Origin of the sequence: Microbacterium sp. SD291 (assembly GCF_017355365.1) — a bacterium.
Lineage (GTDB): Bacteria > Actinomycetota > Actinomycetes > Actinomycetales > Microbacteriaceae > Microbacterium.
In genome coordinates, this window is record NZ_JADIJR010000040.1 from 1 (window position 1) to 22,761 (window position 22,761).

A 22,761-nucleotide genomic window follows, 5' to 3' on the forward strand; every position below is an offset into this window, starting at 1 on the left:
ACCTCTGCCGCGCCCACCACACCCTGAAACACCCCGACACCCCCGAACACGCCCGCTGGACAGCCCAGCAGCAACCCGACGCCACCATCACCTGGACCAGCCCCCTCGGCCGCACCTACACCGACCCACCACCACCCCGCCGCGTCGTATTCACCTGACACGGAGGCGCGGCATGGCAGGCCCCTGGCGCCGAGCGCGGCGTTCAGCTCCTCGAAACACCATCCGCGCAGGCGCACCTAGACAGCTGCAGCCCAACTGCGCCTATCCCACGGTGAGTTCAGCCGCCTGGGTCGACCGCTCGGAGGACGATGGGGAAGCCCCCGTTCAGCGCACCCGTGTCGCGAGGATCACGGCGGAACCCATTCCGATGACGTCCGCCACCCGCCGAACGGACGGCGAGCCCACTGGCCTTGTCACCGGTGCGCCGCATCCAGCAGCTCCAGCAGCCATCCCGCCGATCTGACCTGCGCCCCACCGGCGCCGGCAGCCTCGACCCGCGTGCGCAGCTCACGATCGCTCGTGACCGCCACCACAGTCCGCCCGGCACCGACCAGACGGGAGACCTCCGCCACGATCGCGTCATCGCCCACGGCATCCGCTCTGACCACGGCCACACCGCTCAGATCAGACGCCAGATCGCGAGCCTGACCCTCCACGACCATCACGACCTCCGGAAACCAGACCGACCCTTCGAGTCCGAGCTCGGCCGCCGGGAGCGCGAGGCCCGCCAGCCTCTCGCGCAGCCGCGTCGCCGCGCCCGCCCGATCCTTCCACCAGCCGTCCGGCACCGACCCCACGACGTTCGCGGCGTCGACGACGACAACAGGCCTGTCCGCGAGCAGCGCGCGCAGCCGCGGCCACGCCGCACCGAAGCCGGGATGCAAGCGCCGTGACGTCACCTCGTCGAGCGGCACCCACTCGAGGGCGACGCTCTCCGGATCGCTGATCACCGGCTCGAACGGCACCAGCACGTCGGCGACGACGGTCGTGTACGACCAGATCCCGAGGTCGAGCACGCTCGTGAACCGGGCTCGCACCGAGCCGTCCGGCACCCCCGCCTCCTCCTGCGCCTCGCGCACGGCGCCGACGATCGCGGGCTCGCCCTCGTGCAGCGCACCGCCGGGAAGACCCCACGTGCCGCCGAAGTGACTCCAGGCCACCCGATGCTGCAGCAGCACGCCCCGGACGGGGTCGACGGCGAGCAGACCCGCCGCGCCGAAGCGACCCCAGTACTTCTCCCCCGTGGGCGCGACGACCCACGCGTCCCCGGGGTCACGAGGACCCTCGGGACGACGGGGCTCACCGGAAGACGGAGGTACGACAGTCACCAGTTCAGCCTTTCACAGCATCCGGGAACCGGCACTGTCACCGACATGAGCCGGAATGCCTCAGCGCTGACGCTTCTCCCGCACGCGCATGTTGATCACGATCGGGGTGCCGTCGAATTCGTACAGCTCGCGCAGGCGACGCTGGATGAACCGGCGGTATCCGGGGTCGAGGAATCCGGTCGTGAAGAGCACGAACGTCGGCGGACGCGTCGATGCCTGAGTGCCGAACAGGATGCGCGGCTGCTTGCCGCCGCGCAGCGGGTGCGGGTGCTCGGCGACGAGCTCGGCGAGGAACGCGTTGAACTTTCCGGTCGGGATGCGGCGATCCCAGTTCTCCAGCGCGGTCTCCAGCGCAGGGACCAGCTTGTCGAGGTGACGGCCGGTCTTGGCGGAGATGTTCACGCGAGGCGCCCACGCGACGTGCGCCAGGTCCTGCTCGATCTCCCGCTCGAGGTACCGGCGGCGATCTTGGTTCTCCAGGTCGGTGTCGTTCAGGCGGTCCCACTTGTTGAACGCGAGCACGAGCGAACGCCCCGACTCGAGCACCAGGTCGATGATGCGGACGTCCTGCTCGCTGATCGTCTCCGACACGTCGAGGACGACGACCGCGACCTCCGCCTTCTCGAGCGCGGCCGAGGTGCGCAGCGACGCGTAGAAGTCGGCGCCCTGTGCCATGTGCACACGACGGCGGATGCCGGCGGTGTCGACCAGTCGCCACATCTTGCCGCCGAGCTCGACGATCTCATCCACCGGGTCGCGGGTGGTGCCGGCGAGGTCGTTCACGACGACGCGCTCCTCACCTGCGGCCTTGTTCAGCAGCGAGGACTTTCCGACGTTCGGCCGGCCGAGGATGGCGACGCGGCGCGGTCCGCCGATCTCGGCCTTCGCGACGGCGGAGACCTCCGGCAGCTTCTTCATGACCGCGTCGAGCAGATCGGCGACGCCGCGCCCGTGGATCGCGGAGACCGGGTGCGGCTCGCCGAGACCGAGGTTCCAGAGCGCCGCGGCCTCCGGCTCCTGCCGCGCGTCGTCGATCTTGTTGGCGACGAGGAACACGGGCTTGCCGCTCTTGCGCAGCAGCTTCACGACGTGCTCGTCGGTGGAGGTCGCGCCGACCATCGCGTCGACGACGAACAGCACGATGTCGCACAGGTCGATCGCGACCTCTGCCTGCGCGGCCACCGAGCGGTCGATGCCGCGCGCGTCGGGCTCCCATCCGCCGGTGTCGACGAGCGAGAACCGCCGGTCGGCCCACTCCGCCTTGTAGGTCACGCGGTCGCGGGTGACACCGGGGGTGTCCTCCACGACGGCCTCGCGGCGGCCCAGGATGCGGTTCACCAGCGCGGACTTGCCGACGTTCGGCCGTCCGACGATGGCCACGACGGGCAGCGCCGGCATGAACTGGATGCCGTCCTCGCCCATCGTGATGCCTGCGAGCAGCGCGGCATCCTCATCGTCCAGGTTGTAGTCGGCGAGCCCGGCGCGCAGCGTCTCCGCACGCGCGTCGGCGAGCTGCTCGTCGAGCGACTCCATCTTCTCGGCGAGCTGGTCGGGGCCGCCTTCGTATTCGTCGTCAGCCACTGTGTGCTCCTCGGATTCGTTCGATCACCGTGAGTACGGCGTCGATGGTCTGTGGGAAATCGAGCTCCGTCGAGTCGACGACCTCGACGCCGTCCGCGGCGTTCAGGAAGTCGACGACGGCGCTGTCGGATGCGTCGCGCTTGTGAAGTGCCGCGGCGACGGCTTCGGCGTTCTCGCCGGCGAGCTCGCCCGCGCGTCGCGCCGCACGCACCTCGGGGGCGGCCGTGAGCAGGATGCGCACCGGCGCGTCCGGCGCGACGACGGTAGTGATGTCGCGTCCTTCCACGACGACGGCAGGATACGGCGACTCCGCGACGAGGGTGCGGAACAGCGAGTTCACGCGCTCGCGCACCTCGGGCACCCTGGCGACACCGCTCACGGCACCGGACACCCGCGGGTCGCGGATGGCATCGGTGACCTCGACGTCGCCGACACGCACCGTGCGGTCGTCCGGGTCGAGTCCGAGCCGCACGGGGAAGTCGGAGGACGCGGCCTTGACGGCATCCGCATCGGCCGTGTCCGCGCCGCGGTCGAGCACGTGCCACGCGAGGGCGCGGTACGCGGACCCGGTGTCCAGGTATCCGAAGCCGAGCGCCCTGGCCACGGCCTTGGAGACGCTGGACTTGCCGGATCCTGCCGGTCCGTCGATGGCGATGAACTTCATTGCGTCAGTCATTGGTCGTCCCCGCGATCCGCCAGCCGCGCTCCTGGAGCCCGGCGATGGCACCGTGCAGAGCCGCCGGGTCGACGCTGATCTCCGCGAGACCGAACTGGGCCCCCGGAGAGTGCTCGAGCCGGAGGTCCTCGACGTTCACGTTCAGTTCGCCGAGCTCGCCGAACAGGCGTCCGAGCTGGCCGGCCGTGTCGTCGACCATCACGACGAGCGTCTCGAAGCGGCGGTTCTGGCCGTGCTTGCCCGGCAGCCGGTCAACGCCGTCGTTGCCCTGCCGGATCGTCTCGGCGACCACCCGCCGCGCACCGGGCGCCTCGGGGGCGCGCAGCGCATCGGAGACCTCGCGGAGGTCGGCGGCGAGTGCATCGAGCACCTCGACAACCGGCGCCGCGTTCGCACCGAGGATCTGCACCCACAGTTCGGGAGCGGATGCCGCGATGCGGGTCGTGTCGCGGACACCCTGGCCCGCGAGGCGCAGCGCGCCCTCCTCGGCCTCGGCGAGACGGCCGGCGAGCAGGCTCGCCACGACCTGGGGCACATGCGATGTCAGCGCCACGGACCGGTCGTGCTCCTCTGGCGTCATCTCCAGCGGCATGGCGCCGACATCCAGCGCGAGCGCCTCGACGAGCGCGAGATCGGCAGGTGTGGTCTCACCGTCACGGCAAACGACCCACGGGCGTCCGATGAAAAGGTCGGCGCGGGCCGAGATCGCTCCCCCGCGCTCACGACCGGCCAGCGGGTGCGAGCCGATGTAGCGGGTGAGATCGACGCCGCGCGACTGCAGCACGCGGAACGGCTCGAGCTTGACGCTCGCGACGTCGGTGACGACCGCATCCGGGAAGCGCGCGAGCTCGGCCTGGATGACGTCGGCGGTCACGTCGGGCGGCACCGCGACGACGATCAGCGACGGCGCATCATCATCGGCCGGGAGGCGGCCGGCACCGTAGTCGACGGCGAGGCGCAGCTGAGCAGGCGAGGTGTCGGCGAGGACGACGTCGACTCCCTTGGCGCGCAGGGCATGACCGATGCTGGCGCCGAGCAGACCAGCGCCGACGACGCGGACGGTGCCAGAGAGCCGCGGCGCGACGGTGCCCGAGAGTCGCGGCGCGACGGTGCCGCCAGCGCGCGCCCCGATGGGCGCACTCGTCGTGTCGGTCACTCGTTCTCCTGCTGCTCCCCGGCGGTCGCTGCGACACCGGAATCACGGCGCGCGAGAGTCAGCAGCGCGCCCAGTTCGATTTTAGTCAGTTCGCGGGTCTTCCCAGCCGGGAGGGTTCCCAGGTGGAGCGGCCCGAACTGGCGGCGCACGAGTTCGGTGACCGGATGGCCGACCGCGGCGAGCATCCTGCGCACGATCCGGTTGCGTCCGGAGTGCAGCGTCAGCTCGACGAGGCTCGAACCGCGCGACGTGTCGAGGAGCCTCGCCTTGTCGGCCGCGATCACGCCGTCCTCCAGCTCGACGCCCTTCGTCAGCTTCGAGATCGTCTGCGCCGTGACGGCTCCGTCGACCTTGGCGATGTACACCTTGGTGACACCGAACGACGGGTGCGCGAGGACGTGCGCGAGCTCGCCGTCGTTGGTCAGCACGAGCAGCCCGCTCGTCTCGGCATCCAGGCGCCCGACGTTGTACAGGCGCTCCTCGTAGTCGTCGGTGTACCGGCGGAGGTCGGCGCGCCCGCTCTCGTCGCGCATGCTGCTGACCACGCCGGTCGGCTTGTTGAGCATCACGTAGCGCTTCGACACGTCGAGCTGCACGGCGGTCCCGTCGACGTCGACCAGGTCGGTCTCGGGGTCGATCCGCCTGCCGAGCTCGGTCACGACCTCGCCATTCACGCGGATGCGCCCCTCGACGATGTAGTTCTCGACGACCCGGCGCGAGGCGACGCCCGCCGCGGCGAGCACCTTCTGCAGGCGGACGCCGTCCGTCGATCGTTCCTCGGGTGCGCCCTCGGTGGAGAAGTCGGTCATCGGATGGTCCCTTCGTCGAAGCCGTCTGCGCCGTCATCAAGCAGCGGGGAGATCGGGGGCAGCTCGTCGAGCGAGTTGATGCCCAGGTGCTGCAGCAGCTGGTCGGTGGTGCCGTAGTTGATCGCGCCGGTCTCCGAGTCCGCGAACAGCTCGGTGATGAGACCGCGGGCGAGAAGGGTGCGCACGACGGAGTCGACGTTGACGGCACGGATCGAGGCGACCTGGCTGCGGGTCACCGGCTGCTTGTAGGCGATCACCGCGAGCGTCTCGAGCGCGGCCTGCGACAGCCGGGCCGGTGCCTGACCGCCGACGAACTCCGCGATCAGGTCGTCGTGGTCCTCGCGCACGTAGAGCCGCCAGCCGCCGCCGACCTCGCGGAGCTCGAATCCGCGACGCGGCCCCTGCCCGTTGCCGTCGTAGTCGTCGACGAGCGTCTCGAGCGCCTGCCGCACGGCGGGCACAGGCGAGCCCACAGCCGCCGCAAGCGCGATCAGGCCGATCGGCTCGTCGATGATCAGCATGATCGCCTCGATCCGCTCTGTCAGCGGGCTCTCCAGGGTGCGTTCCTCCGCAAGGCCCTGGGCCGCTGAGCCCGTCGAAGCGTCGGTCATGTCATCGGTCATAGTCGGCCCCCAGGGTCGCCAGTGTCTCGTCCGACCAGGAGTCGGCCGCCCAGCGCAGCGTGAGCTCGCCCAGCGGTTCCAATTGTTCGAAGGAGAGCGCCGCGTGACGGTAGAGCTCCAGCACCGAGATGAACCGGGCCACGACGATACCGGGCTCGCTCACTCCCGACACCAGCTCGCGGAAGCTCAGCGATTCGGTCCCGCGGAGAAGCGTGACCACGATCGCGGCCTGCTCGCGGATGCTGACCAGCGGCGCGTGCAGATGGTCGAGGCCGACGTGCGGGATCTCCTTCGGCGCGAACGCGAGCAGCGCCAGCGCCGCGAAGTCGGCGGGTGTCAGCGACCAGACGAGCTCCGGCGTCTTCCTGCGGTGCTTCTCGTCCAGCCGCACGGCGCGCACGTGCCTGCGGTCCTCTCGCTGCAGACAGCGGGCGAACCAGACCGAGACCTCCTTGAAGGCGCGGTACTGGAGCAGGCGTGCGAAGAGGAGATCGCGCGCCTCGAGCAGCGCGACGGCCTCGGCATCCACCAGCTCCCCCTGCGGGAGGAGGCCTGCGACCTTCATGTCGAGCAGTGTGGCCGCGACCACGAGGAACTCCGACGCCTGGTCGAGTTCCTCGTCGTCGTCGAGTTCCTTCAGATACGCGATGAACTCGTTCGTGACCGCGCTCAGCGACACCTCGGTGATGTCCATCTCGTGCTTCGAGATGAGGTTCAGCAGCAGGTCGAACGGGCCGTCGAAGTTGGAGAGGGAGACGCGGAAGCCTGCGGCGTCCTCCGCCGTCCCGGCAGCGTCGAGCGCGGTGCTCTCGTCAGGCGACGGCGCCACGGGCGACCAGCTCCCGCGCCAGCCGCAGGTAAGCCTGGGCGGCGGCGTGCTCCGGCGCGAACTCGGTGATGGGGACGCCCGAGACGGAGGCGTCGGGGAACTTCACGGTGCGGCCGATCACCGTCTCCAGGACGTCATCGCCGAACGCCTCGACGACGCGCTCGAGCACTTCTCGCGAGTGCAGCGTGCGCGGGTCGTACATGGTCGCGAGCAGGCCGTCCATCGTGATCGACGGGTTCAGCCGGTCGCGCACCTTGTCGATGGTCTCGATCAGCAGCGCCACGCCGCGCAGCGCGAAGAACTCGCACTCGAGCGGGATGACCACACCGTGCGCGGCCGTCAATGCGTTGACCGTGAGCAGCCCGAGAGACGGCTGGCAGTCGATCAGGATGACGTCGTACTCCCCCGCGACCTGGCGGAGCACCCGCGACAGGATCGTCTCGCGGGCCACCTCGTTGACGAGGTGCACCTCGGCAGCGGACAGGTCGATGTTGGCCGGCAGCACGTCGAGGCCCTCGACGCCGGAGTGCACGATCGCGTCGTGAGCGTCGCGCTTGGTGTCCAGCAGCAGGTCGTAGATCGTCGGCACTTCGTGCGTCTGGATGCCGAGCCCTGCCGACAGCGCGCCCTGCGGGTCGAAGTCGACCGCCAGCACCTTGCGACCGTATTCGGCGAGGGCTGCGGCGAGATTGATGGAGGTCGTCGTCTTGCCGACGCCGCCCTTCTGGTTGCACAGCGCGATGATCCGAGCGGGGCCGTGGGACTTCAGCGGCTCCGGCGTCGCGAACCCCTGATACGGGCGGCCGGTGGGTCCGATGGGTGTCTCGTCGGCCTTCTTCGCCTTCGCCCTGGACGTTGCCGCTTTCTCAGCCACCGATTCTCCTGCTCCTTCGTGCTTGCTCGATTGTAGCGGCAGGGTCCTTTCTCAGTCGCCTCGGCGCGCGGCGGGCGCGCCCACAGGTCAGGCTCCGCGCAGTGCGGCGACGGGTTCGATGTGCGTGGCGCGGCGCGCCGGATACCACCCGGACGCCCATCCGACGACCGCCCCGAGCAGGGCGCCGGCGGTCGCGACGAGAGGATCGGTGACCGGGGTCCAGCCCTGGACGATCGCGACGATGATGACCGCGACGACTCCGAGCGCCGAGCCGATGAGCCCGCCGATGAAGCCGATCACGATCGACTCGACCATGAACTGCGCGCCGATCTGCCGGCGGGTCGCACCGATCGCCCGGCGGAGACCGATCTCGCCGACGCGCTCCATCACGGAGAGCAGTGTGACGTTCGCGATGCCGAGGCCGCCGGCGAGCAGCGCGATCACGCCGAGGATCAGGAACACGACGTTCACATCGGCCTGGACGCTCTGGCTCAGGTCCGACGAACCGGACGGCGCACGGGCCTCGAGGCTCTCCGGGTCATCCGGCTGCAGCGCGACCACCGACTGCTCGGCGACCTGCGGCCCTGCTCCGACGACGATGCGGATGGCGAGCTCGGAGGGAGCGGCCAGACCGAAGTCCGCTCGGGCGGCTCCGAGCGGGATGATCACGGCATCCTGCAGCTCGCTGCGCCGCTCCATCCCGTCGACGATGCCGATCACGGCATATGCCACCCCGGCGATGAAGACGGACGGCTGCGAGTCCACACGGTTGATGCCCATCCGCTCGGCCGCCCGCTCGCCGAGGACGGCGACGCGATCCGCTCTGGAGTCGTGACCGCTGTCGAAGAAGCGCCCCGTGACGAGACCGCCTTCCGCGGTGTCGAGGAGGTCAGGCGATGCTCCGAACAGGCGGGGGGATGCCACGGCCGCCGCGGACGGGTCGTTCACCGGCACGGCCGTGATCGTCTCGCCCTCGGCGAGCTCGAGCTCGCCGAGCAGCGTCGCGCTCTCCACGCCGGCGAGCAGCTCGACCCGCTCCGGAGAGTCCCAGGGCAGCCGTCCGGCCGCCACAGTCCTGTTCTCGGAGCCCGACTGCGCCTGCGCAGCCGTGACGACGACCTGAGTGGCGGCCGCTCCGTCGAACTGGGCGGCGATCTGCGCGGCCGCCGTCTGCGCGAACCCGACCGTCGCCACGAGCGACGCGATGCCGAGGACGGTGCCGAGGATCGTCATCACGAGTCGCGCGGGCCGCGAGCCGATGTCTGCCGTGGCTTCGGCGACGAGGTCCTGGAACGTGAAGCGATCGGCGTGCTTCACGGCCGGCACGAGTCGCGCGGTCGCGGCATCCTTCTTGGGCGCGTCACCCTCCGGCGCCTCCGACTTCTTCCGGCGCCGGAACGGCAGCCGCATCACAGTTCGCTCAATCGGCCGTCGGAGATGCGGATGCTCCGGCGTGCCCGTCGCGCGACGGCGGTGTCGTGCGTGATCACGATGAGCGTGAGCCCGTCGTCGTTGAGCTCCTCGAACAGCGACATCACCTCGCCGGAGGTGCGCTGGTCGAGGTTGCCGGTGGGCTCGTCCGCGAGGAGCAGCTGCGGCCCGCTCACGACGGCGCGCGCCACCGCCACGCGCTGCCGCTCTCCGCCGGACAGGGAGCCGGGGAAGAAGTCCACCCGGTGGGACAGCCCGACGCGGGCCAGCGCCTCGCGCGCTCTCCCCTCCCGCTCTCGGCGCGGCACCCCGCTGTACAGCATCGGCATCAGCACGTTGTCGAGCACGGTGCGCCGGGGCAGCAGATGGAACGACTGGAACACGAAGCCGATGAATCGCGCGCGCACGGCGGCCCGCTCGTCGTCCGAGAGGTCGCCGGTGAGAGATCCGTCCAGCCGGTACTCCCCCACGCTCGGACGATCGAGCAGGCCGAGGATGTTGAGCATCGTCGACTTGCCGGAACCGCTGGGGCCGACGATCGAGATGTAGTCCCCTGACGCCACCTCGAGCGTGGCGCCCTTGAGTGCCTGCACCTCGGGCGGGCCGGGGAACGAGCGCGTCACATCACGGAGCTCGACGAGCGGGGCCTCGCCGGGCTCTTCGGCCGGAAGCACCGCGGCGGGTGTCGCCTCGGTCAACGGCCCACCACCACCAGGTCGCCCTCCTCGAGGTCGCCGTCCAGTGGCGTCACCTCGACGGCGCCCTCGGCCGCGAGCCCGGTCTCCACGTTCACCATCCGGGTCTCGGCGTCCTTGCCGTCGCGAGGGTCGGATTCGACGACCTCGATCCGGGACTCGCCGCCGGGGCCGGCCGTGAGAGCGGCAAGCGGCACCGAGAGGACGTCGCCGTCGGTGGCCCCGACCGCGATGCGCACGCGCACGTTGCTTCCCTGGAGCTGCGTGATCTGCTCGGCGGTCAGCGGATCCGGCTCGAAGAGCACCTCCCACCGTGCCTTGCTGTCCTTGCCCGGCTTGAGCTCGGCGATCACGGCGCGGTGCTCCGTTCCGTCCGGAAGCTCGAACGTGCCCTCGGCGCCGGCCTTGAGCAGGCGCGCGTCCGCCTCGGCGGCGGCGCCGGTGAGGCGGACAGTGGCGCCTGAGACGGTCATCACCGCACCCGAGATCGAACTGCCGCGCTGGACGTTGACGGCATCGACGCGCCGGGGAAGCTCGGTCAGGAAGAGCACCTCGCTCGACGGAAGGAAGGGCTGCACGCTCTGCCTGGCATCCTGCAGCGCCTCGGACGCCGAGCCGACCTGCGCGCGCGCCGCATCCAGCGCCGCCTTCTCCGGACCGGTGTTCTTCGACGCCCAGAGCTGGTCTCGTTCGAGACGAGCGGTCTGGAGGTCCCACTCCGCCTGCTCGACGCTCGGGCATGCCTCCGTCTCGCCCGGCACGCACGCCTTCGCGTCGGCGACGGCCTTCTCCGCCTGCGCCACCCTCACGTCCGCTTGCCAGCTCTCCAGCTTCGACGGACCGGCTCCGGCCGCGGTGAGCGCCTGCTGCGCCTGGACGACCCCGCTCTCCGCGGCGCGGACGCCCTCCTCCGCGCTTCTCACCGCATCGGCGGCACCCTCCTCGGGAGTGGGAAGCGGATAGCCCGCCTGCGCGTAGAGCTGTCCGACGGCATCCGCAGTCGCCTGATCGAACAGGTCGGACGACACGTCGCCCACGTCGATGCCCACGCTCAGGAGCGCCTGCTTGAGCTGCACCACGTCGGGACCGGAGACTCCGATCCGCAGCGTCCGATAGGCCGGAAGCTCACCGGGAAGCACGATCACCGGGCGGCCCTCGATCTCCATCGCGATCGACAGGGGATTCAGCGTCGCGCCGACCTCCGGGACGGATCCGGTCACGATGCTCCCGCCGCCGGTGGTGTCGATCGTCACCTCCACCGCGTCTGCGTAGCCGACGTCGGCGCGCAGGGTCACGTCGTTGCTGAGCGGTCCGAACTCGACGGGGACGGTCACCAGGCCGGGCTCCGGCGTCTCGCTCGCGTCGGCCGGGGAGATGAGGAACCGGCCGACCAGGAGGCCGGCGATCAGGCTGACGACGGCGCACAGCGCCACGATCCACAGGGTGCGGTTGCCGCGGAGGATCCGCCCCCACCCGCTCACGCGGGAGTTCTTGGCCTCACCGTCACCGGCGCTCGTGTCGCCGCCGCTGCCGTTCAGCGCGAGTTCGAATTCGGTCGGCAGTTCTGTCGTCGGGGTCTCGTCGTCCTTCATGTCACTTGTTCTGCTCAGCCGCAGCCTTGAACGCCTCGAGGTCGGCCTTGTTGTCCGCGATGAACTTCTCCTCCCGCGCGAACTGGATCTTCAGCGACTCCTCCGCGTAGCCGGTCTTCTTCCGGCAGTCGAGGTCGACCAGGGCGAGCTCGATCTCGCGCTCGCCGAGCGCCTTCATCTCGGGGCTCTGACTCGGGTCGACGAACTCGGGCGACTCCGTGTCGACCGGTGTGGTGCCGTCGCCGTATGAGGCCTCGTAGATCTTGGACTGCTCATCGCTGATCGACATCTGAGCCTCTGTCTGGGTCTTGAAGCCGGGCTCGCCGGCGTCCTCCATGCAGGCCGCCCACTCCGCGTTGAGGTCCTTCATCTCGGCGGATTCCTGAGTGGAGCCCCACAGCTCCTCCATCTTCTTGCGGAGGTCGGCGAACTCATCCGTCTGCCACGGGTCCTCCCCGTCGATCTCGTGCTGCGCCCAGCCCTGGCAGCCGGCATCCTCCCAGTTGTACTCGTAGCTGCCGTCCTCCCCGATCTCCTCCTCAGTCGGCGGCACGCCGTATGCGACCTCGTAGTAGGCCTGCTGCTCCGACTCCGAGAGCGACTCGACGTACTCCTGGTTGGGGTCGACGTACTCCTCGGGCTCGGGCATCTCCTGCTCGTTGAACGGGCTGTTCACCATCCCGTATCCGTACTTCTCTACCCATTCCTTCTTCTCCGGCTCCCACTTGATGTCGTCGCCGCTCATCACCATGCCGCCGTTCTGGAGATTCGGCGTGTACTCGAACCCCTCCTCTGCCATGCACTCGGCCATGAGCTCCTCCTGCTCACGCTGTCGCTCGTCCATCTGCTTCTGCTGCTCCTCGGGCGACATGTCACCACCCCAGGCGGCAGAGAGGTACTTGTTCAGCGGGGAGTCCTCGTAGGAGAGCCCCTCGTCTCCCCCTGCGCCGGCGCATCCGGCGAGGCTCAGCGCCAGAGCGGTCGCGGCGAAGGCCGCAAGAGGTCCAGTGGAACGCATGTCGATGCTCCTTGATAGGCCCGACGCGGAGAGGTCGGAGATCTGCAGCAAGACTAGGGACTTCTCACCGATCTTCGCGTCCACCTTTAGGAGGACATCAGCAGATTGATAACTTCGCGAGAAGAATTCGGACGGATGCCGCGCGCTGCCGCGCCTCGCTACCGCGCGCGCGGGTGCGAGGTCGCGTAGATGTCGCGCAGGGTGTCGACCGACACATGCGTGTAGATCTGCGTCGTCGCGACGGAGGCATGCCCGAGCAGCTCCTGCACGACGCGCACGTCGGCACCGCCCTGCAGCAGGTGCGTCGCGAACGAATGCCGCAGGGTGTGCGGCGACACCTCCGCGGTGATCTTCGCCCGCTCCGCGGCCGAGCGGATGACGAGCCACGCGCTCTGCCGAGACAGCGGCGCCCCACGGGCGCCGAGGAACAGCCGCGCCGAGGCCCGCCCCTTGGCGGCGAGCCCCGGACGCACCCGCGTCAGGTAGGCGTCGACCGCGACGCGCGCATAGGAGCCGATCGGGACGATGCGCTCCTTCGAGCCCTTGCCGCGCAGGCGGAGCACGTCGCCATGGGCGAGGTCGTCCACGTCGAGCCCGACGGCCTCGGAGACACGGGCGCCGGTCGCGTACAGCAGCTCGAGAAGCGCCCGGTCGCGGATGCCGACCGGCTCGTCGGCGGACGGGGCGGCGAGGAGCCGCTCGACCTGGTCGATCGTCAGCGCCTTCGGAAGCCGCCGCGGCGCCTTGGGCGGGCGGAGCCGGCCGCTCGGATCGTCCTGCTCGATGCCCTCGCGGGCGAGGAACCTGTGCCAGCCGCGCACGGACGACTGCAGCCTGGCGAGGCTGGTCGCCGCCGGCGCGGGATCGGCGCCGGAGCGGTCGGCGATGAACCTGCCGACGACGGCCGGCGTCACCTCGGACGTGTCGGAGATCTTCTCGGCGGCGAGCCATTCGAGGTAGCCGCCGAGGTCGCGGCGATAGGCCGCGATCGTGTGATCGCTCAGTCCGCGCTCGATCGTGACGTGACGCAGGTACGCGTCGAACGCACGCTCGAGCTGCATGGACTACTTCCGCAGTCTCCGCGCGGCGGCGAGCACGCCGACCGAGAGGATGCCGTTGCGCATGCGCCCCTCGAGCACCGCGTCCACGGCGTCCTCGAGCGGCACCCACTCGACGCGGATGTCGGCTTCCTCGTCCTCGCGTGCGTGCGCGGCATCCGCCGCCGTCACGCCCGTCGCGAGGAAGACGTGGATCATCTCGTCGTTGCCGCCCGGCGTCGTCCACACCGAGATCAGCGGCTCCCAATCGCGAGCGACGAGATCCGCCTCCTCGGCGAGCTCTCGCTGCGCGGCGACCTGCAGATCCTCACCCGGGACATCGAGGAGGCCCGCGGGCAACTCCCAGTCACGATGCCGGATCGGATGCCGGTACTGCTGGATCAGCAGCACCCGCCCCTCGTCGTCGATCGCGACGACGGCGACGGCACCCGTGTGCGCCACGTATTCGCGGATGATCTCGCCGGCGCCGTACGCGACCCGGTCGGAGCGCACGTCCCAGACCCAGCCCTTGAAGACGCGCTCGGTCTGCAGCACCTCCGGCTCGAAGGCCTCGTCGCGGAGGACCCCTGAGATCGCCTGCGGGTCAGTCATCTTCGCTGACATCGAACAGCTCGCTCGCGCGGTGCCGCTCGATCGCCGCGCCGACCAGGCCGCGGAACAGCGGGTGCGGCGCGGTCGGACGCGAACGGAGCTCGGGGTGCGCCTGAGTGGCGATGTAGTACGGGTGCACGTCGCGGGGCAGCTCCACGTACTCGACCAGGTCGAGCTCGGGGTTCAGGCCCGAGAACACCAGCCCAGCCGCCGAGAGGCGGTCGCGGTAGGCGTTGTTGACCTCGTAGCGGTGACGGTGGCGCTCGGATGCCTGCGGGGCCCCGTAAAGGTCGCGGGCGAGGGAGCCCTCGGCGAGGTCGGCCTGGTAGAGGCCCAGGCGCATGGTGCCGCCGAGGTCGCCGCCGTCGAGGATCTCGACCTGCTCCGCCATGGTCGCGATGACCGGCTCGGTGGTCTCCGGATCGAACTCGCTCGAGGAGGCGCCGTCGATACCAGCCATGTCACGCGCGTACTCGATGACCATGCACTGCAGACCGAGGCACAGGCCGAGGGTGGGGATGCCCTGCTCGCGCGCGAACTTCAGCGCGCCGAGCTTGCCCTCGATCCCGCGGATGCCGAATCCACCTGGGACGCAGATGCCGTCGAGCTGGGACAGCTGCTCGGTCGCACCCTCGGGCGTCTCGCAGAGGTCCGACGGGATCCAGCGGATGTTGACCTTGGTCTCCTGGGCGAATCCGCCGGCCTTCAGCGCCTCCGTGACCGACAGGTAGGCGTCGGGCAGGTCGATGTACTTGCCGACGAGGCCGATCGTGACCTCGTGCTTCGGGTTGTGCACCGCGTGCAGCACCTTCTGCCAGCGCGACCAGTCGACCTCGGCTGCGGCCTTCTGGTCGAGGCCGAGACGACGCACGATGTACGAGTCGAGTCCCTGGTCGTTGAGCGTCGACGGGATGTCGTAGATGCTCGGCAGGTCGACCGTGTTGATGACGCCCTCGACGTCGACGTCGCACATGAGCGCGATCTTGTTGCGGTTGCTCTCGCTCACCGGGCGGTCGCTGCGCAGCACGAGAGCATCCGGCTGGATGCCGACCTGGCGGAGGGCTGCGACGGAGTGCTGGGTGGGCTTGGTCTTCTGCTCGCCCGATGCGCCCATGAACGGCACGAGGGAGACGTGCACGAAGAACACGCTGTCGCGTCCGAGCTCGTGACGGAGTTGGCGCGCGGACTCGAGGAACGGCTGCGACTCGATGTCGCCGACCGTGCCGCCGACCTCGGTGATGATGACGTCGGGGCGGGGCTCCTCGGTCGCCTGCAGGCGCATGCGGCGCTTGATCTCGTCGGTGATGTGCGGGATGACCTGCACCGTGTCGCCGAGGTACTCGCCACGCCGCTCACGGGCGATCACCTGCGAGTAGATCTGCCCCGTGGTGACGTTGGCAGCCTGCGACAGGTTGATGTCGAGGAAGCGCTCGTAGTGGCCGATGTCGAGGTCGGTCTCCGCCCCGTCGTCGGTGACGAACACCTCACCGTGCTGGAACGGATTCATCGTTCCCGGATCGACGTTCAGGTACGGGTCGAGCTTCTGCATCACGACGCGCAGTCCGCGCGCGGTGAGGAGGTTGCCCAGGCTGGCCGCCGTGAGGCCCTTTCCCAAAGACGAAACGACACCACCTGTCACGAAGATGTGCTTGGTCGTGTCGTTCTTGGGCCCCGCAGAAGAAGAGTTCATCACGGGCTTCGATCCTATCAGGCGGTGGGGGCGCCGAGGCTGAGAAGTTCTCGGGCGTGGGTGAGTGCGGCATCCGAATCGGTCAATCCGGACAGCAGGCGAGCCATCTCGGCCTCACGATCCTGCCCGTCGAGGCGCCGCACGCTGGACGCCGTGACCGCTCCGTCACTGGCCTTGACGACGGTGAGATGGTTCGTGGCGAACGCGGCGACCTGCGCGAGGTGGGTGACCGCGATCACCTGAGATCTCTCGGCGAGCCGGGCGAGTCGCCGGCCCACCTCGATCGCGGCGGCGCCGCCGATGCCTGCGTCGACCTCATCGAACACGAAGGTCGGGACGGGGTCGGTACCGGCGATCACGACCTCGATCGCGAGCATCACGCGGGAGAGCTCTCCTCCGGATGCGCCCTTCGCGACGGAGCGCGGCTCCGCACCAGGATGCGGCGCGAGCAGGATCGCGACGTCGTCGCGGCCGTGCGCCGTCTCGGCGCCATCGGTGACGGCGACCTCCAGGCGTGCATCCGGCATCGCGAGCGCGCTCAGCTCTTGTGTGACCTCGGCGCCGAGCCGGGATGCCGCGGCGGTGCGCGCCGCCGTCAGCGAGGCCGCGCGCTCATCGAGTTCGACGCGCACGGCGTCGCGCTCCGCCTCGAGCCGCTCGAGGCGGTCGCCGTCGTCATCGAGCTCGGCGAGGCGACTGGAACCACTCTGCCAGAGCGCGAGCGCCTCATCGAGCGAGCCGTGGGCGCGGATCAGGGTTCCGAGCGCGGCACGGCGCTCCTCCACCGCGGCGAGCTCGTGCGGACCCGACTCGTCGAGATCCGCGAGGTATGCCGACAGCTGCCCTGCGGCGTCGGAGATGCGGTAGCCGATGTCGGCGAGCGTCTGCGCGATATCAGTCAGCGCGACGTCGGAAGCCCGCTCGAGCACGCGCCGGGCTTCGCCGACGAGGGCTGATGCGTCAGGTTCGCCCTCCTCGTTCGACAGCGCTCCGTGCGCCAGCGAAGCGGCGAGCCGCAGCTCCTCGGCGTTCGCCAGCCGCTCGGCACGAGCGGCGAGGTCGAGATCCTCTCCCTGCTCCGGTGCGGTCGCCTCGATCAGCGCCAGCGCCTCACGGAGCCTCGCCGCCTCCTCGAGCCGGCGGTCACGGTTCTCGGTGATGTCGGAGATCTCCGCATCGAGCTCTCGCCAGCGCGCGAACGACGTCGAATACGTCTCGATCGCGGCCGCGATGGGCGCTCCCCCGAATCGGTCGACGGCGTCGCGCTGGGCTGCCGCGGAGCGCAGCCGCAGCTGCTCGGACTGTCCGTGCACGACCACGAGCTCCTCGGCGAGGGCGGAGAGGACCCCGGCTGGGGCGGCCCTGCCGCCCACGCTCGCGCGACTGCGACCCTCGGCGCTCAGCGTGCGCGAGACGTAGAGCTCGGCCTGGCCTGCGCCCGCGGGCTCCAGGTCTCCCCCTGCGTCGGCCACGATGTCGGCGATGTCTCCCGCCTCCGGGACGATCCACACGCCGGCGACCGACGCCTGGGCGGCGCCCGCGCGCACGGCGCCGGAGTCGGCGCGCTGACCGAGCAGCAGGCCGAGGCCGGTGACGACCATGGTCTTGCCTGCGCCGGTCTCGCCGGTGATGGCGGTGAACCCCGGCCCGAGCGGCAGTACGGCGTCCGCGATCACGCCGAGGCCCTGCATCCGCATCTCCTCGATCACGACGACGCTCCCTGACCGCGCCAGCCGGCCACCGGCAGCTGGAACTTGCGCACCAGGCGGTTCGTGAAGGCCGTCGGATGCAGGCGGGCGAGACGAACCGGGTGCGAGGACCGGCGGACCACGACACGCGCGCCGGGCGGAAGGTCGTGCGAGCGACGGCCGTCGCACCAGAGGATGCCGGCGCCGGAGGTGCCCTCGAGCATCTCGATCGCGACCGACGCGTCAGGACTCACGACGAGCGGCTTCGCGAAGAGCGCGTGCGCGGAGAGCGGCACGACGGCGATGGCCTCGACGCTCGGCCAGATCACCGGGCCGCCCGCCGAGAAGTTGTACGCGGTGGATCCGGTGGGCGTGGAGACGACCATGCCGTCGCAGCCGAAGCTCGACAGGGGCCGGCCGTCGATCTCGAGCACGACCTCGATCATGCGCTCGCGGCTGGCCTTCTCCACCGTCGCCTCGTTGAGCGCCCAGGTCTCGTAGACGACGGCGCCGTCGACGTCCTTGACGCGCACGGAGAGCGCGAGTCGCTCCTCGACCTCGTAATCGCGGTCGATGACCCGGTGCACAGCGGCATCCATGTTGTCGCGGTCGATCTCGGCGAGGAATCCGACGTGGCCCATGTTGATGCCGAGCACCGGCGCCTCGCAGCCGCGCACGAGCTCGGCGGCACGGAGGATGGTGCCGTCGCCGCCGAGGACGATCGCGAGTTCGAGGTCTGCCTGGTCGACATCGATGCCGAGCACGTCGACGTCGGAGAAATGCCCGTCGACGGCTTCAAGCTCCCGGCGATCGTCGGCCGCGAGAACGGGGCGCGCTCCGGCGCTGCGCAGCGCATCGATGACGCGGCGGGCCGCGGCGACGGTGTCCTCACGCCCCGCATGGGCGACGACCAGGATGTTGCGCTCGTTCATCGTCTCCCTGCCAGTGAGTTGATGCGGTCCGCCCATTCTGACGGATCGCTGCCGCGACCGGGCGCGAGGTGCACGAGATACTCGGTGTTGCCACGCGTGCCGAGGATCGGCGACGGCAGGATGCCGAGCATCCCCAGGCCGACGTCCCAGGCGCTCCACACCGTGCGGGCGACGGCATCGGCGCGGGTCGCCGGGTCGGCGACGAGGCCGCCCCGAACTTCGGTGCGGCCGACCTCGAACTGCGGCTTCACGAGGAGCACGATGTCGGCGTCGGCCGGCGCGACCTGCGCGACCGCCGGGAGCACGAGCTCGAGCGAGATGAACGAGAGGTCGCCGACGATGAGATCGGGCGCCGTGTGCTCGCCTGTGGCCTCGGCGAGGTTCTCGAGCGTCATGTGACGGACGTTGTATCCCTCGACGAGGACGACGCCGGGGTCTGCGGCGACGGATGCGGCGAGCTGGTCGTGTCCGACGTCGACAGCGAGCACCCGGCGCGCTCCGCGCTCGCGGAGGACCTGAGTGAAGCCACCTGTCGACGCGCCCATGTCGAGCGCCAGGCGCCCGTCCACGGGGAGACGGAAGCCGTCGAGAGCGGCGATCAGCTTGTGCGCGGCCCGCCCGACGTAGTGATCGGCTCCGGCGACCGTGAGCTCTGCCGCGTCGGAGACCGGAGTTGCGGCCTTGATCACGGGACGGCCGTCGACGCTGACCAGTCCCTCGGAGATGAGCGTGGCGGCGTGCGAGCGTGAACGGGCGAGACCTCGCGCTGCGAGGGCGGCGTCGAGTCGCGTCATCGGGATCCCGGTGTCTCCCGCTGGTCGAGCCGCACGCCGCTGTCGAGGCGGCGCGAGAGCTCATCGTGCAGGGCGGAGTACGCGTCGGCACGGTCGGTGAGGGGCTGGCCTTCGATCAGGCGCAGGCGACTCCACAGACCGTCGGTCGGCGCGCTCGTCGTCTCTTCGCTCACGGTTCTACTGTACGCGGCGCCGCGGACACGTCGAGGCGCCACGGCGGTCGCGGATCAGGGACGGTGGAACGGATCGTCGTAGAGACGCTCCGGCACGCGCAGCACGAACACCGGGGTTCCGGAAGCCCAGATCGCGGCGGCGCCGGCACGGAGCAGATCGATCTGCGCGCTGCCTTCCGCGACGATCTCGACGTCGGCTCCCGTCACGCGGACGCCGGCGTCGCCGACCCAGTGGACACCGTCCTTCACGACCGTCTGCGGGTATGGCTGATGAAGCTCTCGCAGGTCGCTCAGGATGTACGTGGGCCGGGATCCGTCGGGGGCGGCCAGAACGTGCTTGGGACGATCGATGCCGGTGAGCACGACAGCGGAGTCGATGCCGGCGCGGACCGCGCCGAGGATGTCGGTGTCCAGACGGTCGCCGATGAACAGCGGCTTCTTGGCGTCGAAGCGGGCTTTCGCCTCCTCGAAGATCGGCACCTCGGGTTTGCCCGCGACGGTCGCGAGGCGTCCGATCGCGGTGTGCACAGCAGACACGAGCGTCCCGTTGCCAGGTGCCACCCCGCGCTCGCGCGGGATGGTCCAGTCGGTGTTGGTGGCGATCCAGGGGATGCCACCCTCCTCCTCCGGGACCTTGAGGGCGAATGCGGCCTCGGCAAGGTCGGTCCACGCGACTTCGGGCGCGAATCCCTGCACGACGGCCGCCGGTGCGTCCTCGGCGCTCCTGGTGATCGTGTATCCCGCCTTCTCCGCCTCGTCCACCAGCCCGTCGCCGCCGACGATCAGGATCGTGGCGGGAGCCGGAACGATGCCGGCAAGCAGGCGCATGGCGGCCTGCGGGCTGGTGATGACATCGGAGGCCGCCACCTGCAGCCCGAGGCTGGTGAGGTGCTCGGCGACCGAGGCGTCGGTACGGGAGGCGTTGTTCGTGATGTACCCGAGACGGATGCTGAGCGCGGCTTCGTTCAGGCTGTCCACGGCGTGCGGAAGCGCACCAGGACCTGCATAGACGACGCCGTCGAGATCGGCCAGGACGACGTCGACGCCGTCAAGCGGAGTGCGGGCCTGCTGCTTCTTGGAGAACAGCCCCACTACGACTCCTGCGTGGACGCGTCGGCATCCGAGGCTTCGCCGTCGACGGCGTCGCCTGCCTCGTCCTCGAGTTCGTCCTCGTCCTCGCCGAGAAGCTCGCGGACCTCGTCCTCCACCGATGGCTCGTCGGCAGCTTCTTCCGGCTCGACAGCTGCCTCTTCGGACTCGCCAGCCTCATCCTCAGACTCGCCAGCCTCATCCTCAGACTCGCCAGCAGCCCGCATCTCAGAATCGGCAAGGTCTGCGTCGTCTAGGAACTCGTCCTCGATCATCCCGTCCTCGACGACGATCTCCTCGTCGCCTGCTTCGTCGACGCCGAGCGCCTCGGCGGCGACCTCGGCGCGCTTCGCCCAGAACTCGGCTTCCTCGGCACGGCCGAGGTCCTCGAGGACCGCCGAACGCGCAGCGAAGAGCGCAGGGCTCCACTCGAACGCGCGATCGGGATCGAGCTCCGGGATCTCGAGCTCACCGAGCGCCAGCTCGAGGTCGCCCTGGTCGAGACGCGCACCCGACATCGCGATCGCCAGTGCGACACGCACCTCCGTGGGCAGCGACGAACGATCGACGGCGCGACCGGTCTCGAGCGCACGGTCCGGGCGTCCGACGCCGCGCTCGCTGTCGACCATGAGGGCGATCTGGTCGTCCTTGCCGGAGATGCGGCGATAGGTGCGCAGCTCGCGGAGAGCCAGCGCGAAGTCCTCGTTCGCGTAGGCGGTGATGCCCAGAGTCTCGCGGACGATCGCGATGCGACCGGCACGGCGAGAGGCTGCCAGCGCATGCTCGTGCGCGAGCGCCGGATCCTCGCCGATGAGGCGCGAGGCCATCGCCAGGTGACGGGCGACGTGCTCGGCGTTCTCCTTGCTCAGGGTCTTGAGCTCGTTGCGGGCGGACGTGTGCAGGTCGCGCGCGGTGACCTCGTCGGGGATCGCCGGCTCGTCGAAGCGCGGACGCTCGTTCGCGGCCTGTGCCGGACGCTCGCGACCCGCTCCCCCGCGCTGCGGGAAGGAGCGTCCGCGGTCACGGTCGTTCCCGCCCTCGCGACGGGGCGCTCCACCGTCGCGGTTGAACCCGCCTTCACGACGGGGAGCAGCACCGTCACGGTTGTAGCCACCTTCACGACGGGGAGCAGCACCGTCACGGTTGTAGCCACCCTCGCGGCGGGGAGCAGCACCGTCACGGTTGAAGCCACCTTCACGACGGGGCGCAGCCCCGTCACGGTTGAAGCCGCCCTCGCGGCGCGGGGCACCACCGTCACGGTTGTAGCCGCCCTCACGACGGGGCGCAGCCCCGTCACGGTTGAAGCCGCCCTCGCGGCGCGGGGCACCACCGTCACGGTTGTAGCCACCTTCACGACGGGGCGCAGCCCCGTCGCGGTTGTAGCCGCCCTCGCGGCGCGGGGCACCACCGTCACGGTTGTAGCCGCCCTCACGGCGGGGCGCAGCCCCGTCGCGGTTGTACCCGCCCTCGCGGCGCGGGGCACCACCGTCACGGTTGTAGCCACCTTCACGACGGGGCGCGGCCCCGTCGCGGTTGTAGCCGCCCTCACGACGGGGCGCACCACCGTCACGGTTGAACCCGCCCTCACGACGCGGGGCACCACCATCACGGTTGTACCCGCCCTCACGGCGCGGCGCGCCACCATCACGGTTGTACCCGCCTTCGCGGCGCGGCGCACCACTATCACGGTTGTACCCGCCTTCGCGGCGCGGCGCACCACCATCACGGTTGTAGCCACCTTCACGACGCGGCGCGGCCCCATCACGGTTGTACCCGCCTTCACGACGCGGGGCACCACCATCACGGTTGAACCCGCCCTCACGACGCGGGGCACCACCATCACGGTTGAACCCGCCCTCACGACGCGGGGCACCACCGTCGCGGTTGTACCCGCCCTCACGACGCGGGGCACCACCATCACGGTTGAACCCGCCCTCACGACGCGGCGCACCACCATCGCGGTTCTGATTCGGGCGTCCGCCAGAAGGTCGTTGACCGCGCGATCCACTGTCGTCGTTCCGACGCGGACGGCGCTCTTCCTCTTCTGGCATTTCTGACTCCCTCTTCAATTCTTCGTGAACACGTCTGTTAACGCAAGATGGCCACCCAGCGTTGGGTGGCCATCTTACTTAAG

The 22,761-nt window shown here is 70.1% G+C and carries 22 protein-coding genes; 1 reads left to right on the top strand and 21 read right to left on the bottom strand.

Annotation, left to right across the window (positions count from 1 at the left end; genetic code table 11):
- Positions 1–413 precede the first annotated feature (413 nt).
- The 21 genes from IPV10_RS15395 to IPV10_RS15495 all read right to left on the bottom strand — a co-directional run bounded on the left by IPV10_RS15395 (position 414) and on the right by IPV10_RS15495 (position 21,454).
- Entirely contained in the window at positions 414–1,328 is a 915-nt protein-coding gene (locus tag IPV10_RS15395) for an NUDIX domain-containing protein (RefSeq protein WP_207485288.1), read from the bottom strand.
- 60 nt (positions 1,329–1,388) lie between these two features.
- A complete protein-coding gene (gene der, locus IPV10_RS15400; protein WP_242685051.1) occupies positions 1,389–2,861 on the bottom strand; it encodes a ribosome biogenesis GTPase Der in 1,473 nt (490 codons plus the stop codon).
- Between the two features lie 40 nt (positions 2,862–2,901).
- Entirely contained in the window at positions 2,902–3,585 is a 684-nt protein-coding gene (cmk, locus tag IPV10_RS15405; RefSeq protein ID WP_207485292.1) for a (d)CMP kinase, read from the bottom strand.
- Complete coding sequence (locus IPV10_RS15410) at positions 3,578–4,717, bottom strand: prephenate dehydrogenase (RefSeq protein ID WP_207485328.1); 1,140 nt, start codon at positions 4,715–4,717, stop codon at positions 3,578–3,580. The genes cmk and IPV10_RS15410 overlap by 8 nt, the downstream gene beginning before the upstream one ends.
- Before the next feature lie 20 nt (positions 4,718–4,737).
- Positions 4,738–5,550, bottom strand: a complete 813-nt coding sequence (locus IPV10_RS15415; protein WP_207485294.1) for a pseudouridine synthase — start codon at positions 5,548–5,550, stop codon at positions 4,738–4,740.
- Positions 5,547–6,173 carry an SMC-Scp complex subunit ScpB gene (gene scpB, locus IPV10_RS15420; protein WP_207485296.1) on the bottom strand — a complete coding sequence of 209 codons (627 nt, stop codon included), beginning with the start codon at positions 6,171–6,173 and terminating at the stop codon, positions 5,547–5,549. The genes IPV10_RS15415 and scpB overlap by 4 nt, the downstream gene beginning before the upstream one ends.
- A complete protein-coding gene (locus tag IPV10_RS15425) occupies positions 6,163–7,002 on the bottom strand; it encodes a ScpA family protein (RefSeq protein WP_207485298.1) in 840 nt (279 codons plus the stop codon). The genes scpB and IPV10_RS15425 overlap by 11 nt, the downstream gene beginning before the upstream one ends.
- Complete coding sequence (locus IPV10_RS15430; RefSeq protein ID WP_207485300.1) at positions 6,986–7,876, bottom strand: ParA family protein; 891 nt, start codon at positions 7,874–7,876, stop codon at positions 6,986–6,988. The genes IPV10_RS15425 and IPV10_RS15430 overlap by 17 nt, the downstream gene beginning before the upstream one ends.
- 87 nt (positions 7,877–7,963) lie before the next feature.
- The gene (locus tag IPV10_RS15435) at positions 7,964–9,286 is read right to left on the bottom strand and encodes an ABC transporter permease (protein ID WP_207485302.1); all 1,323 of its coding nucleotides are present in this window, start codon (positions 9,284–9,286) and stop codon (positions 7,964–7,966) included.
- Positions 9,286–10,005: an ABC transporter ATP-binding protein gene (locus IPV10_RS15440; protein WP_242685049.1), complete on the bottom strand. Its 720-nt coding sequence runs from the start codon at positions 10,003–10,005 to the stop codon at positions 9,286–9,288. The genes IPV10_RS15435 and IPV10_RS15440 overlap by 1 nt, the downstream gene beginning before the upstream one ends.
- Entirely contained in the window at positions 10,002–11,594 is a 1,593-nt protein-coding gene (locus IPV10_RS15445; RefSeq protein ID WP_207485304.1) for a hypothetical protein, read from the bottom strand. Before IPV10_RS15445 ends, IPV10_RS15440 begins: the two co-directional genes overlap by 4 nt.
- 1 nt (position 11,595) lies before the next feature.
- Positions 11,596–12,612 carry a hypothetical protein gene (locus IPV10_RS15450; protein ID WP_207485306.1) on the bottom strand — a complete coding sequence of 339 codons (1,017 nt, stop codon included), beginning with the start codon at positions 12,610–12,612 and terminating at the stop codon, positions 11,596–11,598.
- 158 nt (positions 12,613–12,770) lie between these two features.
- A complete protein-coding gene (xerD, locus tag IPV10_RS15455; protein WP_207485308.1) occupies positions 12,771–13,673 on the bottom strand; it encodes a site-specific tyrosine recombinase XerD in 903 nt (300 codons plus the stop codon).
- A gap of 3 nt (positions 13,674–13,676) precedes the next feature.
- Positions 13,677–14,261: an NUDIX hydrolase gene (locus tag IPV10_RS15460; RefSeq protein ID WP_207485310.1), complete on the bottom strand. Its 585-nt coding sequence runs from the start codon at positions 14,259–14,261 to the stop codon at positions 13,677–13,679.
- Positions 14,254–15,951 (bottom strand): CTP synthase, encoded by a 1,698-nt coding sequence (locus IPV10_RS15465; protein WP_207485312.1) that lies wholly within the window; start codon positions 15,949–15,951, stop codon positions 14,254–14,256. Before IPV10_RS15465 ends, IPV10_RS15460 begins: the two co-directional genes overlap by 8 nt.
- Before the next feature lie 17 nt (positions 15,952–15,968).
- Positions 15,969–17,660, bottom strand: coding sequence for a DNA repair protein RecN (gene recN / locus IPV10_RS15470; protein ID WP_207485314.1), 1,692 nt, complete (start codon positions 17,658–17,660; stop codon positions 15,969–15,971).
- Entirely contained in the window at positions 17,657–18,571 is a 915-nt protein-coding gene (locus IPV10_RS15475) for an NAD kinase (protein WP_207485316.1), read from the bottom strand. The genes recN and IPV10_RS15475 overlap by 4 nt, the downstream gene beginning before the upstream one ends.
- Positions 18,568–19,365 carry a TlyA family RNA methyltransferase gene (locus IPV10_RS15480; RefSeq protein WP_207485318.1) on the bottom strand — a complete coding sequence of 266 codons (798 nt, stop codon included), beginning with the start codon at positions 19,363–19,365 and terminating at the stop codon, positions 18,568–18,570. Before IPV10_RS15480 ends, IPV10_RS15475 begins: the two co-directional genes overlap by 4 nt.
- On the bottom strand, positions 19,362–19,538 hold the full coding sequence (locus IPV10_RS15485; protein WP_207485320.1) for a hypothetical protein: 177 nt from the start codon (positions 19,536–19,538) through the stop codon (positions 19,362–19,364). The genes IPV10_RS15480 and IPV10_RS15485 overlap by 4 nt, the downstream gene beginning before the upstream one ends.
- A gap of 54 nt (positions 19,539–19,592) precedes the next feature.
- Entirely contained in the window at positions 19,593–20,630 is a 1,038-nt protein-coding gene (locus IPV10_RS15490; protein WP_207485322.1) for an HAD-IIA family hydrolase, read from the bottom strand.
- Positions 20,630–21,454, bottom strand: a complete 825-nt coding sequence (locus tag IPV10_RS15495) for a hypothetical protein (RefSeq protein WP_207485324.1) — start codon at positions 21,452–21,454, stop codon at positions 20,630–20,632. Before IPV10_RS15495 ends, IPV10_RS15490 begins: the two co-directional genes overlap by 1 nt.
- On the opposite strand from IPV10_RS15495, the gene IPV10_RS15500 reads away from it, so the two are divergent.
- Positions 21,407–22,684 carry a hypothetical protein gene (locus tag IPV10_RS15500; protein ID WP_207485326.1) on the top strand — a complete coding sequence of 426 codons (1,278 nt, stop codon included), beginning with the start codon at positions 21,407–21,409 and terminating at the stop codon, positions 22,682–22,684. The genes IPV10_RS15495 and IPV10_RS15500 overlap by 48 nt on opposite strands.
- Positions 22,685–22,761 lie beyond the last annotated feature (77 nt).

What these genes read in the sequence shown, in the direction of transcription:
- der (WP_242685051.1), bottom strand. Translation starts at nt 2,861, where the DNA reads ATGGAGTCGCTCGACGAGCAGCTCGCCGACGCGCGTGCGGAGACGCTG.
- cmk (WP_207485292.1), bottom strand. Translation starts at nt 3,585, where the DNA reads ATGACTGACGCAATGAAGTTCATCGCCATCGACGGACCGGCAGGATCC.
- IPV10_RS15415 (WP_207485294.1), bottom strand. Translation starts at nt 5,550, where the DNA reads ATGACCGACTTCTCCACCGAGGGCGCACCCGAGGAACGATCGACGGAC.
- scpB (WP_207485296.1), bottom strand. Translation starts at nt 6,173, where the DNA reads ATGACCGATGACATGACCGACGCTTCGACGGGCTCAGCGGCCCAGGGC.
- IPV10_RS15435 (WP_207485302.1), bottom strand. Translation starts at nt 9,286, where the DNA reads ATGCGGCTGCCGTTCCGGCGCCGGAAGAAGTCGGAGGCGCCGGAGGGT.
- IPV10_RS15445 (WP_207485304.1), bottom strand. Translation starts at nt 11,594, where the DNA reads ATGAAGGACGACGAGACCCCGACGACAGAACTGCCGACCGAATTCGAA.
- IPV10_RS15450 (WP_207485306.1), bottom strand. Translation starts at nt 12,612, where the DNA reads ATGCGTTCCACTGGACCTCTTGCGGCCTTCGCCGCGACCGCTCTGGCG.
- xerD (WP_207485308.1), bottom strand. Translation starts at nt 13,673, where the DNA reads ATGCAGCTCGAGCGTGCGTTCGACGCGTACCTGCGTCACGTCACGATC.
- IPV10_RS15460 (WP_207485310.1), bottom strand. Translation starts at nt 14,261, where the DNA reads ATGACTGACCCGCAGGCGATCTCAGGGGTCCTCCGCGACGAGGCCTTC.
- IPV10_RS15465 (WP_207485312.1), bottom strand. Translation starts at nt 15,951, where the DNA reads ATGAACTCTTCTTCTGCGGGGCCCAAGAACGACACGACCAAGCACATC.
- IPV10_RS15475 (WP_207485316.1), bottom strand. Translation starts at nt 18,571, where the DNA reads ATGAACGAGCGCAACATCCTGGTCGTCGCCCATGCGGGGCGTGAGGAC.
- IPV10_RS15480 (WP_207485318.1), bottom strand. Translation starts at nt 19,365, where the DNA reads ATGACGCGACTCGACGCCGCCCTCGCAGCGCGAGGTCTCGCCCGTTCA.
- IPV10_RS15500 (WP_207485326.1), top strand. Translation starts at nt 21,407, where the DNA reads ATGCTCGTGCGCGAGCGCCGGATCCTCGCCGATGAGGCGCGAGGCCAT.
- IPV10_RS15495 (WP_207485324.1), bottom strand. Translation starts at nt 21,454, where the DNA reads ATGGCCTCGCGCCTCATCGGCGAGGATCCGGCGCTCGCGCACGAGCAT.